The organism is Sphingomonas sp. NFX23, from assembly GCF_049887795.1.
Taxonomy (GTDB): domain Bacteria; phylum Pseudomonadota; class Alphaproteobacteria; order Sphingomonadales; family Sphingomonadaceae; genus Sphingomonas.
Genome location: NZ_JAGEKH010000003.1, coordinates 155,079 through 168,915, shown reverse-complemented (window position 1 = coordinate 168,915; position 13,837 = coordinate 155,079). Strand labels below are relative to the sequence as shown.

19 protein-coding genes are annotated in these 13,837 nt (G+C 64.8%); 3 read left to right on the top strand and 16 right to left on the bottom strand.

Annotated features, from left to right (window positions below):
- The first annotated feature begins 15 nt into the window (after window positions 1-15).
- Entirely contained in the window at window positions 16-1,443 is a 1,428-nt protein-coding gene (tldD, locus tag J4O76_RS08440; RefSeq protein WP_426281298.1) for a metalloprotease TldD, read from the top strand.
- On the opposite strand, the gene J4O76_RS08435 is transcribed toward tldD, so the two are convergent.
- Window positions 1,440-1,730 carry a CcdB family protein gene (locus J4O76_RS08435; RefSeq protein WP_426281297.1) on the bottom strand — a complete coding sequence of 97 codons (291 nt, stop codon included), beginning with the start codon at window positions 1,728-1,730 and terminating at the stop codon, window positions 1,440-1,442. The two genes, tldD and J4O76_RS08435, sit on opposite strands and share 4 nt — an antisense overlap.
- The gene (locus J4O76_RS08430) at window positions 1,731-1,976 is read right to left on the bottom strand and encodes a type II toxin-antitoxin system CcdA family antitoxin (RefSeq protein WP_426281296.1); all 246 of its coding nucleotides are present in this window, start codon (window positions 1,974-1,976) and stop codon (window positions 1,731-1,733) included. It lies immediately after the preceding gene.
- Between the two features lie 49 nt (window positions 1,977-2,025).
- Between J4O76_RS08430 and J4O76_RS08425 the strand changes: the two genes are divergently transcribed.
- Both J4O76_RS08425 and J4O76_RS08420 read left to right on the top strand, forming a co-directional pair.
- Window positions 2,026-2,586 (top strand): pyridoxamine 5'-phosphate oxidase family protein, encoded by a 561-nt coding sequence (locus tag J4O76_RS08425; RefSeq protein WP_426281295.1) that lies wholly within the window; start codon window positions 2,026-2,028, stop codon window positions 2,584-2,586.
- Window positions 2,583-2,780: a DUF2007 domain-containing protein gene (locus J4O76_RS08420; RefSeq protein ID WP_056047072.1), complete on the top strand. Its 198-nt coding sequence runs from the start codon at window positions 2,583-2,585 to the stop codon at window positions 2,778-2,780. Before J4O76_RS08425 ends, J4O76_RS08420 begins: the two co-directional genes overlap by 4 nt.
- A 206-nt stretch (window positions 2,781-2,986) precedes the next feature.
- On the opposite strand, the gene J4O76_RS08415 is transcribed toward J4O76_RS08420, so the two are convergent.
- The 14 genes from J4O76_RS08415 to J4O76_RS08350 all read right to left on the bottom strand — a co-directional run bounded on the left by J4O76_RS08415 (window position 2,987) and on the right by J4O76_RS08350 (window position 13,813).
- Window positions 2,987-4,315 (bottom strand): PQQ-dependent sugar dehydrogenase, encoded by a 1,329-nt coding sequence (locus tag J4O76_RS08415; protein ID WP_426281293.1) that lies wholly within the window; start codon window positions 4,313-4,315, stop codon window positions 2,987-2,989.
- A 214-nt stretch (window positions 4,316-4,529) separates the two neighbouring features.
- A complete protein-coding gene (locus J4O76_RS08410; RefSeq protein ID WP_426281292.1) occupies window positions 4,530-5,123 on the bottom strand; it encodes an outer membrane protein in 594 nt (197 codons plus the stop codon).
- 73 nt (window positions 5,124-5,196) lie between these two features.
- Complete coding sequence (locus tag J4O76_RS08405; protein ID WP_107953806.1) at window positions 5,197-6,093, bottom strand: hemolysin family protein; 897 nt, start codon at window positions 6,091-6,093, stop codon at window positions 5,197-5,199.
- Window positions 6,094-6,101: 8 nt separating this feature from the next.
- Entirely contained in the window at window positions 6,102-6,611 is a 510-nt protein-coding gene (ybeY, locus tag J4O76_RS08400) for an rRNA maturation RNase YbeY (protein ID WP_426281291.1), read from the bottom strand.
- Window positions 6,612-6,620: 9 nt separating this feature from the next.
- On the bottom strand, window positions 6,621-7,016 hold the full coding sequence (locus J4O76_RS08395; protein ID WP_426281289.1) for a type II toxin-antitoxin system VapC family toxin: 396 nt from the start codon (window positions 7,014-7,016) through the stop codon (window positions 6,621-6,623).
- Window positions 7,013-7,267, bottom strand: a complete 255-nt coding sequence (locus J4O76_RS08390) for a type II toxin-antitoxin system VapB family antitoxin (RefSeq protein ID WP_426281288.1) — start codon at window positions 7,265-7,267, stop codon at window positions 7,013-7,015. Before J4O76_RS08390 ends, J4O76_RS08395 begins: the two co-directional genes overlap by 4 nt.
- Before the next feature lie 50 nt (window positions 7,268-7,317).
- Window positions 7,318-8,322, bottom strand: a complete 1,005-nt coding sequence (locus J4O76_RS08385; RefSeq protein ID WP_093398834.1) for a PhoH family protein — start codon at window positions 8,320-8,322, stop codon at window positions 7,318-7,320.
- 349 nt (window positions 8,323-8,671) lie between these two features.
- A complete protein-coding gene (gene miaB / locus J4O76_RS08380) occupies window positions 8,672-9,988 on the bottom strand; it encodes a tRNA (N6-isopentenyl adenosine(37)-C2)-methylthiotransferase MiaB (RefSeq protein WP_426281287.1) in 1,317 nt (438 codons plus the stop codon).
- A 217-nt stretch (window positions 9,989-10,205) separates the two neighbouring features.
- The gene (locus J4O76_RS08375; RefSeq protein WP_426281286.1) at window positions 10,206-10,892 is read right to left on the bottom strand and encodes a lysophospholipid acyltransferase family protein; all 687 of its coding nucleotides are present in this window, start codon (window positions 10,890-10,892) and stop codon (window positions 10,206-10,208) included.
- 31 nt (window positions 10,893-10,923) lie between these two features.
- A complete protein-coding gene (locus J4O76_RS08370; protein ID WP_056047123.1) occupies window positions 10,924-11,346 on the bottom strand; it encodes a Fur family transcriptional regulator in 423 nt (140 codons plus the stop codon).
- A gap of 74 nt (window positions 11,347-11,420) precedes the next feature.
- On the bottom strand, window positions 11,421-11,909 hold the full coding sequence (locus J4O76_RS08365) for a GNAT family N-acetyltransferase (RefSeq protein WP_056489215.1): 489 nt from the start codon (window positions 11,907-11,909) through the stop codon (window positions 11,421-11,423).
- Entirely contained in the window at window positions 11,909-12,526 is a 618-nt protein-coding gene (tsaB, locus tag J4O76_RS08360) for a tRNA (adenosine(37)-N6)-threonylcarbamoyltransferase complex dimerization subunit type 1 TsaB (protein WP_426281285.1), read from the bottom strand. The genes J4O76_RS08365 and tsaB overlap by 1 nt, the downstream gene beginning before the upstream one ends.
- A gap of 121 nt (window positions 12,527-12,647) precedes the next feature.
- Window positions 12,648-13,241, bottom strand: coding sequence for a malonic semialdehyde reductase (locus tag J4O76_RS08355; RefSeq protein ID WP_426281284.1), 594 nt, complete (start codon window positions 13,239-13,241; stop codon window positions 12,648-12,650).
- On the bottom strand, window positions 13,241-13,813 hold the full coding sequence (locus J4O76_RS08350) for a NifU family protein (RefSeq protein WP_093398839.1): 573 nt from the start codon (window positions 13,811-13,813) through the stop codon (window positions 13,241-13,243). The genes J4O76_RS08355 and J4O76_RS08350 overlap by 1 nt, the downstream gene beginning before the upstream one ends.
- Window positions 13,814-13,837: the final 24 nt, after the last annotated feature.

The following is a 13,837-nucleotide window of genomic DNA, read 5'->3' as shown; positions in this document are numbered from 1 at the left end:
TCTTATATCTATCGGATGACGATAGCAGCAGACCCCCGTTCGTTCCTCTACCGCGATACCCTGGACCCCGAACAGGCGCAGGCGCTGACCGCCAAGGCGCTCGGCGAGGCCGATGACGGCGAGCTGTATCTCCAGTACCGCAAGGCCGAGGCGTTCGGGTTCGACGACGGCCGGCTGAAAACTGCGTCCTACGATACGAGCTCGGGCTTCGGCCTGCGCGCGGTGTCGGGTGAGATGACCGCGTTCGCTCATTCGAACGAGATGACCCCCGCCGCGATCCGGCGCGCCGCCGAGACGATGGCGCTGATCGAACCTGGCGTTGCCGCGAAGGCCGGTCCGCCGCAGGGCACCAACCAGCGCCGCTATACCGCCGCCGATCCGCTCGATTTGGTGCCGTTCGCCGACAAGGTGAATCTGTGCCAGACAATCGACGCTGAGGCGCGTGCACGTGATCCTCGCGTCGCGCAGGTATCGGTTAGCCTTTCGGGAACATGGTCGGTGGTCGAGATCGTTCGCGCGGACGGCTTTGTTGCGACCGACGTGCGGCCATTGGTCCGCCTCAACGTCTCGATCGTCGCCGAGCAGAATGGCCGCCGCGAGACGGGCAGCTACGGGATTGGAGGCCGCTATCTCTACAACGACCTGTTCGAGCCCGCGACGTACAACCGCGCGATCGACGAGGCGTTGTCGCAGGCGCTGGTGAACCTCGATTCGATCGCCGCTCCTGCGGGCGAGATGACGGTGTTGCTCGGCAATGGCTGGCCCGGCATCCTGCTGCACGAGGCGATCGGCCACGGCCTCGAAGGCGATTTCAACCGCAAGGGTACGTCGGCCTTCTCGGGTCGCATCGGCGAGCGCGTTGCGGCCGAGGGCGTGACCGTGGTCGACGACGGTTCGCTTCAGGACCGCCGCGGGTCGCTGACGATCGATGACGAAGGAACGCCGACGCGGGAGACCGTGCTGATCGAGGACGGCATCCTCAAGGGCTATATGCAGGACCGCCTCAACGCGCGCCTGATGGGCGTCGAGGCGACCGGGAACGGCCGTCGCGAGAGCTACGCGCATGCGCCGACGCCGCGGATGACCAACACGTTCATGAAGGCCGGCAACGACGATCCCGCGGAGCTTTTGTCGCGCGTGAAGAAGGGTATCTTCGCCAAGGCGTTTGGCGGCGGGCAGGTCGACATCGTGTCCGGAAAATTCGTGTTCAGCTGCACCGAGGCGTATCTGATCGAGGACGGCAAGCTGGGCGCGCCGATCAAGGGCGCGACGCTGATCGGCGACGGCCCGAGTTCGCTGACCAAAGTCCGCGGCATCGGCAACGACTTCGCGCTCGACGAGGGCATCGGAATCTGCGGCAAGGGCGGACAGTCGGTGCCAGCTGGTGTCGGGCAGCCGACGTTGCTGGTCGATGGGCTTACGGTCGGGGGGACGGCGGCTTAAAACCCGGAGATCAACATATCGAGCGCAGCCTTGATCTCGAACTGTGCTGCGTCGAGTGTAGTGACGGTATCTTCGATATCGCGGACATCGATCGCGCGCGCTAGCGGCGTGATCATGGTCAGCGCCGTGCCGTCGATAACGAAGGTCGGGGTCAGCCGCTTGAGTGCGACGGTGTCGATCGGGCGAAGAGGCACCACGAAGCGGGTCGGCAAATCAGCCAGAAGATCAGACTGGCAATCGATCACCAGCACGTTGCCGCGAACGCGGTAGACGTCGAACTGTGCCATTCAGAGCGACCGCAAATGGGCGAGCGGATCGCCGTTCTTTTCGTACCAGTGGTTCCAGCCCTGGATCGCCTCGCGATTTTCTTCCTTCCAGCGCCGCTCCTGTTCGACTTTCGTTGCGTGCCTGATAGCGTGTTCGCTGATCTGGGAGAGGTTGAGCCCTGCTTCCCGTGCCGCCGTTACGATGCCGGTATCGAGCGACATATTAACCGATTTGCGCTTGCCCGTGGCGATAGGATCATGTCTCATGCGCACAGAGTATGCGCGTCCATAGAGCGCGTCAATTCGGAGCCGACCGATGGACTTCTTCCCCGCGCTAACCGACGATCATCGCGCGTTCGTGATGCGGCAACCGGTATTCTTCGTTGCTACCGCTGCCGCGAACGTGCGGATCAATCTCAGTCCGAAGGGCATGGACAGCTTTCGCGTGCTCGATGCGAACACGGTCGCGTATCTCGACGTCGGCGGTTCTGGGAACGAGACGAACGCGCATCTGGGCGCAGACGGGCGCATCACGATCATGTTCTGCGCGTTCGACCAGCCCGCGCTGATCTTCCGCATCTACGGCAAGGGCCGCGCGGTGTTGCCGCAGGACGCGGAATGGGCTGACCTCTACGCGCAGTTTACGCCGTTGCCGGGCACGCGGCAGATCTTCGTGATCGCGGTCGACGAGGTGCAGACGAGTTGCGGATGGGGCGTGCCGTTCATGACGCTGAACCGTGAACGCCAGACCTTGTCGAAATATCACGCGAAGCAGACCGACGCCCAGCGGATCGAGGAACTGGCGGGGCCGACCGCGAGCATCGACGGGTTGCCGGTTCGGCTCGGCACCGTCCTGCCGGACCGCGTCGGCGCATGAGCCTGGTCGAACTGGGGCGGTATGGACGCAATGAGGCGCACATCATCGTCGGGCGGCTGGAGAGCGAAGGCATCCTTGCGATCGCATTCGATGGCGGGATGTCGATCATGGAGGGGAGCTGGTTGCTGATCCCAGTCCGGGTGATGGTCGACGAGGATGATCTCGACGAGGCTCGGGGGATTTTGGCGGGGTGAGCGGGTGCGTTAGGCGCTGATAGAAGACTGCCTACCTAACCCTCCGTGTTGTCATTTCCGCGCAGGCGGGAACCCATACTGGCAATGCTCGCGAGTCAATCGATAGCCCTTGAGCATATGGGTCCCCGCCTCCGCGGGGATGACGACAAGTTGGGATCGTACACCTTTGGTATAGAGAGCGGGGCCTTCGACGCCCTCCGCCAAGATCATCCCCCGGCACTGACCCGCCAGATCGCGTTGCCGACATCATCCGCCACCAGCAGGCCACCGGTCCTGTCGGTGATGACGCCGACCGGGCGGCCCTGCGCGTCGCCGTCTTTGTTTAGGAACCCGCCTAGCACATCGACCGGCTTCGCGTTCGCGGCCGGGAAGCCGGTATCGCTGAAGGGCACGAAGACGACCTTGTAGCCCGACACCGGCTTGCGGTTCCACGAGCCGTGCTCGCCGACGAACGCACCGTTGGCGAACTTTGCGCCGAGCTTCGCGTCGGTTGAGAAGGTCAGGCCGAGCGCGGCGACGTGCGGTCCGAGCGCATAGTCGGGGCGCTTCGCATATTGCTGGAGCGCGGGGTTCTTCGGCTCGACGCGAGTGTCGGGATAGCCGCCCCAATAATACCAGGGCCAACCGAAGTGATCGCCGAACTCGACCTGAGTCAGGTAATCGGGCGCGAGGTCGGAGCCGAGCATGTCGCGCTCGTTGACGACGGTCCACAGCCCGCCCGACTTGGGATTGATCGCCATGCCGTTGGGGTTGCGCAGGCCGGCGGCGTAGATCCGCCAGTTCTTGTCCTTTGGCCAGACCTGCAGGATGTTGGCGCGGTATTTCTCGGCGTCCATGCCGTTCTCGGCGATGTTCGAGGACGAGCCCACACCGACATACAACGTCTTGCCGTCCGCCGCGGTGATCACGTTGCGCGCCCAGTGATTGCCGCCGGGATTGAGCTTGATGACAAGCTCCGGCTTGGCGGTGATCTTCGTCGCGCCATCGGTGTACGGCACGCGGACGAGCGCGTCGGTGTTGCCGATGTAGAGTTGGCCGTCGAGCAGCGTCATGCCGAACGGCGAGTTGAGTCCGGTCATGAACACCGACTTCGTCTCTGCCACGCCGTCGCCGTTGGCGTCGCGAAGCAGCGTGATGCGGTTGGCCGACGGCACGCCGGCGCCGGCGCGGCCCATCAGGATCTTCATCACCCAGCCGGTGATCCCGCCGCCCTCGCGCGGTGGCGAGTTCGTCTCGGCGACCAGCACGTCGCCATTGGGAAGGCGGTACATCCAGCGCGGGTGATCGAGCCCCGTGGCGAACGGCTGAACCTTCAGTCCGGCGGCAGGCGTCGGCATCGCGCCGTTCTGCCAGCCGACGACCTTCGCGACCTTGACGGTCGGGATCGTCTGGATGCGGGGATCGGTGATCTTGGGCAGCTTGCCGGCGACCTGGTCGACCGACAGTTCCGCCGTATCGGGCCAGGCGAGATACGTGACGCCCGCGGCGATCACGAGCAGGATCAGCCCGAGGACGATGAGAATGTGTTTGCGCATGGGAGGAGATTAGGGGGACGAGGGGGCCGGGGCAATCCTCCCCCGCACGGGAAACGGCCGGCGTTGATCACGTTATTCCAGACCTTCACGAATGCACCCGCGACGTCTCGTTCGCATCATGGGCGTATGCATCTCCGCCAACGCACGCACCGGCAATAGATCACGTCGACATTGCTCAGCTACGACTATTGCAGACCACGTCAGCTTGTGGAGGTCAGAACCGGATCGGCACGCCCACGAACGCCTGCCAGGTCTGGTTGTCGACGTGCTTGACGTCCATACGCAGCCCGTAGCGGCGATCGATCCGATACTCCGCACCACCGCCTACGACGAAGCTGCTTCCCCACGCGAACTCATCGCCGACCCCAATCTGGTCGCGAATGTGGTATTTGTTAGCGCCATAGCCGACCGAGCCATATGCCATCAGGCGCGGTGTCAGAACGTAGCCGGCGCGCACGGTGCCCCGGACGCCGAACTTCGGCTTCTGGTCGTAGACGAGGCCTTCGAACGTCGCCCTGTTGTCGCGGCCTCCAGCGGTCCCCGCGATCTCGACGCCCAGTCGCCAGTTACGTGAGGCAGCGATATCGTAGCCGGCGAATACGCCACCTCCCAAGCCATTGGCACGATAATAGCGGTCGTACCGGGAGACGAGCGTATCGTTCTCATATTCTTCGAACTCGAGCGCAAAATGATGCTCGAGCAGCCCCGCTTCGACCCCGATCGACGGACCGGTGAACGGACGGTCAACAGTCTGTGCCGCAACCCCATTCGCGATCGTCATCATCGCCAGACCCATTGCATACCGCATCGCCAATCTCCCTATGGAGTGACGATCATTGCCGGATCGAAATGAACGGGGTTTTGCAGATCGAGGAGATTGATCAGTCTTCGATCAATTCGACCTTCGGCGGATGGAGGCGCAGGCGATTGATGCGGCGTTCGTCGGCGTCGATGATTTCCAGCTTCCAGCCACTCGGGTGATCGACGCATTCGCCGATCTGTGGGACGTGTCCTGCGAGCAGCGCGGCAAGACCGCCAAGCGTATCGATATCGCCATCGACCTCCGCCAGACGGGGGTCGATCAGTTCTGCGGCGTCTTCCAGCTCGGCGCGGGCGTCGGCATCCCAGGCGCCGCCTTCGATCGGCGTCATGAGTACCTGGGGCGCCTCGTCATGCTCGTCCTCGACCTCGCCGACGATCTCCTCGATCAGGTCTTCGAACGTCACCAGACCCTCGGTGCCCGAATATTCATCGAGCACGATCGTCAAATGGACGTGCTTTTGGCGCATGTCGGCAAGCAGATCGAGCGCACCGCGCGACATCGGCGCGTAGAGAGGTTCGCGGATCAGCCCAGCGATCGACGTCGGATGCTCGGCGCCGGTCGCGAGTATGTTGAAGACGTCCTTGATGTGGACCATGCCGATGATCGTATCGAGGTTGTCGCGGTACACCGGCAGGCGGCTGTGACCCGCTTCGGCGAACAGCTTGACGAGATCGGCGAACGGCGTGTCTTCCTCGACCGCGATGATGTCCGCGCGCGGCACGCCGACGTCGCCGGCGTCGCGCTCGCTGAAGTGGAGCAGGTTGCGGACCATCTGGCGCTCGAGCGGGGTGAGATCGCCCTTCGCATCGGGGGCAGGATCGCCCTCGTGCCGGTCGATCGCGTCCTCGAGCTGGTCGCGAAGGGATTCGTCTTGAGCACCGAAGATCAGGCCCTTGAGCCCGCGCCAGATACTGTCGCTACTATCGCCGTTACCGGCATTGGGGCCATCGGCCATCGTGGTCGTCAGTCCTCTGTTATTAGATAGGGGTCGTGGAGGCCCAAAGCGGCGAGCGCGTCGCGTTCGATCTGCTCCATGCCCTCGGCCTCGTCGTCGTCGATATGGTCATAGCCTAGCAGATGCAGCGTCCCGTGCACCATCAGATGCATCGCATGATCCTCGACCGAGATACCGCGCTCGGCCGCTTCCGCGACGCAGACACCGTGCGCGAGGATGATGTCGCCGAGCAGCACCTCGCCGTCATCCGAATTCTGGCTGACCGTGGCGAGCAGATCGGGCTGGACCATCGGGAAGGACAGGACGTTGGTCGGCTTGTCCTTCTGGCGGTATTGCTTGTTGAGGGTGTGGACCTCGTCGTCCGATGCGAGGCGGATCGAGATCTCGACCGTCGCGGCGCTGGTCAGCAGTTCGCCGTGCGGGGTCCGCTGGATAGCTGCCGTTGCCGCACGGAGAGCGAGGGCGTCCCAATCCTGCTCAGGCCAGGGGGCGTCGGAAGAGAGCGCGATTTCGAGCATGCAGGTCCTTCAGGCGAGATCGGTGAGGGCGAAATCATTACCCTTGTAGAGAAGTTCCGCGCCATTGGTCTTTGCACAGGCATAAGCGAAGCAATCGCCCATGTTGAGCTTCGCGGGGTGGTTTCCTTTGCAATAGCGTTCATGCGCCATGATGGCCTCCCGGGTCTCGCTCTCGCCGATCGCGATGAGGCGGAGTGCAAAGTCGGCTATGAACGTCTCGACTTCAGCATGCGCGACGGCAACGCCAACGTTGCGCTTGCGTGCTACGGCGCAGACCGTTTCCCATATCGACATGGCCGAACACAATACCGCTTCAGCCTGACCGTACCGCTTCTCGAGGGAGAAGGCTTCAGGCTCGCCCGTCATGATCGCGACCATTGCGGAGGCGTCCATGAACGCGATCAATCGTCATCCTCGTCGTTGAGGGAATCGTAGAATGCCTTGTCCGCTTCCAACCCCGTCGGTTCGCCCAGCGGATGAGCCGCGCGCCAAGCTGCGAACCGGTCATGGATACTCGTGCGCTTTTCCGTCTCGAGCATACGCTTGCGGTGCAGGAGAGCGTCGTGGACGGCTGCTGTCTTGCTGGTGCCGAGCAGGCCAGCAACCTCCCGCGCGAGATCGGCGGTATCGGCGTTCTCGATATAGAGCGATGCCATCGTTCGACTCCGGGGATATCCTGAAGATGTACTCCAGGATATCCCGAGCATCAACCATCGGTTCCTTCGTACGCCTCGACGACGCGGCCGACGATCGGGTGGCGGACGACGTCGCCGACGGTGAAGCGGCACATCGAGATGCTCTCGACGCCTTCGAGCCGGCGGACCGCATCCGCCAAGCCGGACGCTGCGACGCCGCCGGGGATGTCAACCTGCTTCGGATCGCCGCAGATCACCATGCGGCTGTTCTGGCCGAAGCGGGTGAGGAACATCTTCATCTGGGCGGGCGTGGTGTTTTGCGCTTCGTCGAGGATGACGAACGCGTCGGCTAATGTGCGGCCGCGCATGAAGGCGATCGGGGCGACCTCGATTTCTCCGCTCGCGATGCGGCGTTCGACCTGTTCGGCAGGGAGGCAGTCGTAGAGCGCGTCGTAGAGCGGGCGGAGGTACGGATCGACCTTCTCCTTCATGTCGCCGGGGAGGAATCCGAGGCGTTCGCCCGCCTCGACCGCGGGACGTGACAGGATCAGCCGCTGGACGCTGCCGTTGATGAGCTGCTGCACCGCCTGCGCGACCGCGACATAGGTCTTGCCCGTACCTGCCGGCCCGAGCGCGAAGATCATGTCGTTGTTCGCCAGCTCGCGCATGTAGTGCGCCTGCGCCGGCGTGCGCGGGACGATCGTCTTCTTCCGCGTGCGGATCATGATCGGGGGCGCGGCGCCACCGCCGGCATCGGCGCGGATGATGCCTTCGAGCACGGGTTCGTCCGCCATTGCGATCGACGCGTCGACCAAGCCTGCATCGACGTCTTCGCCGCGCTGGATACGGGCGTAGAGATCGTGGAGGACGTCGCGGGCTTTCGCGACCTGTTCGGCGGTGCCCTCCAGGCCGATCTTGTTCCCTCGTGCGGTGATGTAGACGCCGAGGCGATTTTCGAGCGCTACCAGGTTCTGGTCGTACTGGCCGAAGAGCCGGACGAGCAATTGGGGCTTGTCGAACAGCAGCTCGACTCGGGCGCGGTCACCGGACTGGGCGGGAACGGGTTTACGGCTCATACGGTCCTTTCAGGGTGTCAAAGGTTACGCCTGGAAGCGTCGAACCGTAACCTTTGAGAGGAAGATGAGTATCGCGGGTGACGCGTTCAAGCCGCGCCGGAGCGCAGGCCGAGAGATGGTTCGAGTCGCGTGGGCGAAGCTGCATCGAGAGCGAGTGTGACAGGCGATCCGGATGTAGGACAGCAAAATCGCGGGGGGTGGTTTCGAGAGCCGCGCGTATTGCTTTGATGCCTCAGGATCGCCGTAGGTGACGGAGGGGGAGGAAGGGATAACCGCTGTTCCGTGTCCTCCCCCTCCGTCAGGCAAGTGCCTGCCACCTCCCCCTGGCGGGGGAGGATCGTAAGGAGGCTCAGGCTGCTTCTGCGATCCGTTCGATCCCGGTGAGGGAGTTCGGGCCAGCCGCCGCGAGCGTCACCTCGACTAGATCGCCGATCGCGTGGTTGCCGATCACGTGGACTGATTGCAGCCAGGGAGACTTGCCAATCAGCTGGGCGGGGAGTTTCCCCGCGCGCTCCAGCAGGACGGAGCAGGTGCGGCCTACGGTGGCGGCGTTGAAGGCGTGCTGGTCGCGGTTGAGCGCGGCCTGGAGGCGCTGGAGGCGTTCGTCCATGACCGATTCCGGGACCTGTTCGACGATCGACGCCGCAGGGGTGCCGGGGCGGGGGCTGTATTTGAAGCTGTACGCCTGCGCGTAGCCGACCGCGTCGACCAGGCTCAGCGTGTCCTCGAACTCGGCATCGGTCTCGCCGGGGAAGCCGACGATGAAGTCGCCTGAGAGTGCGATGTCAGGGCGGACTTCGCGGACACGGTCGAGCAGCCGGAGGTAGGAGTCGCGGGTATGGCTGCGGTTCATCGCCTTCAGCACGCGGTCGCTGCCGGCCTGCACGGGCAAATGGAGGAACGGCATCAGGCTCTCGATGTCGCGGTGCGCGTCGATTAGGCCTTGGGTCATGTCGTTGGGGTGGCTGGTGGTGTAGCGGATGCGCGCGAGACCGGGGATGCGGTCGAGGTCGCGGATCAGGTCGTGCAGGCCACGCTCGTTCTCGGACCACGCGTTGACGTTCTGGCCTAGCAGCGTGATCTCGCGTGCACCGGCGTCGACCAGCGCCTTTGCTTCGTCGACGATCGCGGCGAACGGGCGGCTGATTTCCGCCCCCCGTGTGTAGGGGACGACGCAATAGGTGCAGAATTTGTCGCAGCCTTCCTGCACGGTGAGGAATGCCGAGGGGGCAACCTTCCGACGCGAGGGGAGCGCGCCGAACTTCGACAGCAGCGGCATGTCGGTGTCGAGCGAGGGCGTGCCGGCGGCGGCTTTCGCAACGAGCTCGGGGAGGTTGTGATAGGCTTGCGGGCCGACGACGATGTCGACCTTGGCGCGGGTGAAGATCTCCTCGCCCTCGGCCTGCGCGACGCAGCCGGCCACGGCGATCATGGGGGTCTTGCCGGACTTGCGGCGCTGATCCTTCCGGAGGCGGCCGATGTCGGAATAGACCTTTTCGGTGGCGCGTTCGCGGATGTGGCAGGTGTTGAGGACGACGACGTCGGCGTCGACCGCGTCGGCTTGCGTAAGGCCCTGGGCGGCCATCAGCTCGGCCATGCGCTCGCCGTCGTAGACGTTCATCTGGCAGCCGAAGGATTTTATGTGGAAGGTTTTGGGGGGAGACATGCGAGAGGCCCTACCAAATTTGTGCGCGTGGGGGGAGGGGGCGTTGTTAGGGCTGCCTCCCACGGTTCCCGGGCACCTCTTCGCCGGGGTGGAGTTTCAGTTTGCGGGGTGGTGTTCCTGTTGGGGATGAGTGGAGCTTCCCTCCCTTGTTCTCCCGCGAAGGCGGGAGTCCAGACTGGGCCCCCGCCTTCGCGGGGGGACATTCTTTGTTCGTGGCTTACAGCGCTTCCATGCGGCGGCGGGCTTCGGCGGCTATGGCTTTTCGGTCGCCATAGTCTGCGGGGTTGAAGGGTTCGGCGAAGTGCAGCGTCGCGACGAATGTGCCCCGGCGTTTGAGGACGTGGGCGGCGTGGTGTTGGCCGGGCTCGTCGCCGACCCAGGCGAGTTCGTCCGTGGCCAAGCCATAGTCTATGCGGACGGGTTGCACGCGGACGCCGGGTGGGGGCGGGTCCAGGGCCGCCAGCAGTGCGGCCTTGAAGGGGAGGAGGGTGGTGCCGTCTCCCGTCGTTCCCTCGGGGAAAAGGGTTACGGGCCAGTCGGCCGCCAACGCGTCGCGGATTTGGGCGATCTGGGCGGTTACTGCCATGCGGTCGGCGCGGCTTACGAAGATCGTGTGGTTGAGCGTGCAGAGCCAGCCGACCAGCGGGGCGCTGCGGAGTTCCGATTTCGCCACGAACGCGCTGCCCGTCGCGCCGGACAGGAGGAGGATGTCGATCCAGCTCAGATGGTTCGAAACGAAGACGACGTCGCGGGGGAGTGGCGTGCCGACCACCCTGAACTGCGCCCCGACGATCCGCGCGACCAACCCGAGAAAGCGAGGCGGCCATGGCGACTTTCGCCCGAATAGCCGCCACATCCCATGCAACGGCAGCGCCAGGACCAGCGCGACCAGCAGCGCCGCCAACCGCGCGCCAAAGCGGATTCGGCCGATCGCGTCAGTCCTTGCGGGTGAGCGCGACGCCGTAGAGTTCCATGCGGTGATCGACCAGCCGGAAGCCGAGCTTCTCCGCAATCGCCTTCTGCAACTGCTCGAGTTCGGGATCGACGAATTCGATCACCTTGCCGCTCTCGACGTCGATCAGGTGATCGTGATGGGCCTCGGGCGCAGGCTCGTAGCGAGCGCGGCCGTCGCCGAAATCATGGCGGTCGAGGATACCGGCTTCCTCGAACAGGCGAACCGTGCGGTACACCGTCGCGATCGAGATGCCGGGGTCGATCTGCGACGCGCGCTCATAGACCTTCTCGACGTCGGGATGGTCGTCAGCCTCGGACAGCACGCGCGCGATGACGCGGCGCTGCTCGGTAATGCGCAGGCCCTTCTCGTTGCAGAGTGCTTCCAGATCGATTTTGCGCGGCATGTGTCGTTCCCTCGTTGAGTGCCATGTAGGGCCTCCGCGCTGTTGCGAAAAGGGATAGTGACTCGCAATAAGCCTTAGCTGTTGATATCTTTCGAATATGTATGTGCGTCATACGCGACGCCGGTCTTGCCGCGGTAGTATGCGCGGCGCTCGCCGACCTTGGTGAAGCCGTGCGCGTCGTACATCTTCACCGCGTCGTTGCCGGCGCGGACCTCGAGGTGGAGCTTTGCGATGCTACCGACAGAGCAATCGGCGATGGCGGCGCGGATCAGCGCCGTGCCGACGCCACGACGGCGATAGTCGGGCGCGACCGCGATCAGCAGGAGTTCGGCCTCGTCGGCGACCGACCGGGTCATCGTGAAACCAGCGGGGAAGTCATCGACGAACGCGATCGTGAGGTGGACGCCGGTCAGTGCGAGCACGCCGAGGCACTGGCTGCGCGTCCAGGCCTCGCCGTAACGCGGATCGAACGCCTCGGTCATCAGCGCGTCGACGATCGCGAGATCGCGCGCGTCGCCGGTGCGGAGCGTGACGGTGCGCGTGGCGGCCTGGCGCGTGGCCATTATTTCGAGACCGACGGCTTGGCGTCGGGCGCGCGGCCGTAGATCGGGCTTGGTGCGAGCGCGGTCAGTGTCGCGGGCAGCAGGGTTGCGGAGGCCGCGTCGGGCAGCGCTTCGGTGAGGTCCAAACTGTCGTCGAGTGCGGCGAGCCAGCGGACGCCGTTGCCGACCGCGCGCCGTCCCGCCAACGCGGCGAGCGCGGCGTCGGGCTTCAGCGATACCATGTCGGATCGCGGCGACAGATCGGCGGAGAACGCTTGCATGAAGACCTCGCCATGCCCGCCTTCCATGATCACTGCAATATCGTGGGTTGGTCGCGCGGCGAAACCGGCGGCGGCGATGAGCGAAAGCGAGGAGAAGCCGGCGATTTCCGCGCTCCAGCCGAGCGCGAGACCGCGCGCGGCGGCGATCCCGACGCGGACGCCGGTGAAGCTGCCGGGGCCGCAATCGACTATTATGCGGTCGGCTCGGCCGCCTTCCGGCAGCTCGGCGATCATTGGGATGAGGCGCTCGGCGTGGCCTCGGCCGACGACTTCGTGCGTGTGGGCGATGACGGCGCCGGACTCGATGAGGGCGACCGAGCAGGCGGTGGTGGATGTTTCGATTACTAGCGTGCGCATTACTTCTTACCCTCTCCCCTCGGGGGGAGAGGGAAGGGTGAGGGGCGCCGCGAGCGCTGCCCTTCCCAACTGCCCCTCACCCCAACCCTCTCCCCGCAGGGGAGAGGGAGCAGGTTCCGCCTCAAGCGATGCTGTTGAACTTCGCGAAGTCGGGACGGGGCGAGCGGGCGTAGATCGTCGCGGGGTCGCCGTGGCCGAGCGTCGAGATGAAGTTGGTCCGCACCGCGGGCGTGTCGTGGAAAAACGCCGCATCGACCTCGCCCGCGTCGAAGCCCGACATCGGCCCGGTATCGAGCCCGAGCATCCGCGCGGCGATGATGAAATACGCCCCCTGCAACGTCGAGTTGCGGAACGCGGACGCCTCGCGCAGTTCTGCGTTGCCGTCGAACCACGACTTCGCATCAGCGTGCGGGAACAGCTCGGGGAGATGTTCGTGGAAATTGGTGTCCATGCCGATGATCACCGACACGGGGGCGTTGAGGATCTTCGGCTGGTTCTGCGCGCTGCACGCATCGGCGAGCTTCTGCTTGGCCTCGTCGCTGGTGACCCAGATCAGGCGCGCGGGGAGCTGGTTGGCGGAGGTCGGGCCCCACTTCATCAGGTCCCAGATCGCGTGCAGTTCGGACTCGGCGACCGGCTGGTCTGTGTAGCCGTTATAGCTGCGGGCATCGCGGAAGACGGCGTCGAGGACGGTGTCGTCGAGTTTCTGACGCATCAGACGGCTCTCACTTCGGTGACTTCGGGGACGTAGTATTTCAGCAGCTGCTCGATGCCGTTCTTGAGTGTGGCGCTCGACGACGGGCAGCCGGCGCAGGCGCCCTGGAGCTGAAGGAACACCTTGCCCTTGTCGAAGCCGCGATAGACGATGTCGCCGCCGTCGTTCGCCACCGCGGGGCGGACGCGCGTGTCGATCAGCTCGCGGATCTGCGCGACGATGTCAGCATCGGCGGGATCGTCCGACAATGCGGGTTCATCGGATGGTACCGAGAAGCCGGCGCGCGCGGGCTTGAACAGCGGCATCGCGGCGGAGAAGTGATCGAGCAGGATCGCGAGCACGTCGGGCTTGAGGTCCGACCAGGCGGTGCCGGGCGCGGCGGTGACCGAGACGAAATCGCGGCCGAAGAACACGCCGGTGACGTCGCCGAGACCGAAGATCGCGTCGGCAAGCGAACTCACCTCGGCTTCCTCGGGGGTGGCGAAGTCGCGCGTGCCGGCTTCCATGACGGTGCGTCCCGGGAGGAACTTCAGCGTCGACGGGTTGGGAGTGGATTCCGTTTCGATGAGCATGAGGGGCATGTGGCCCGAAGGGGG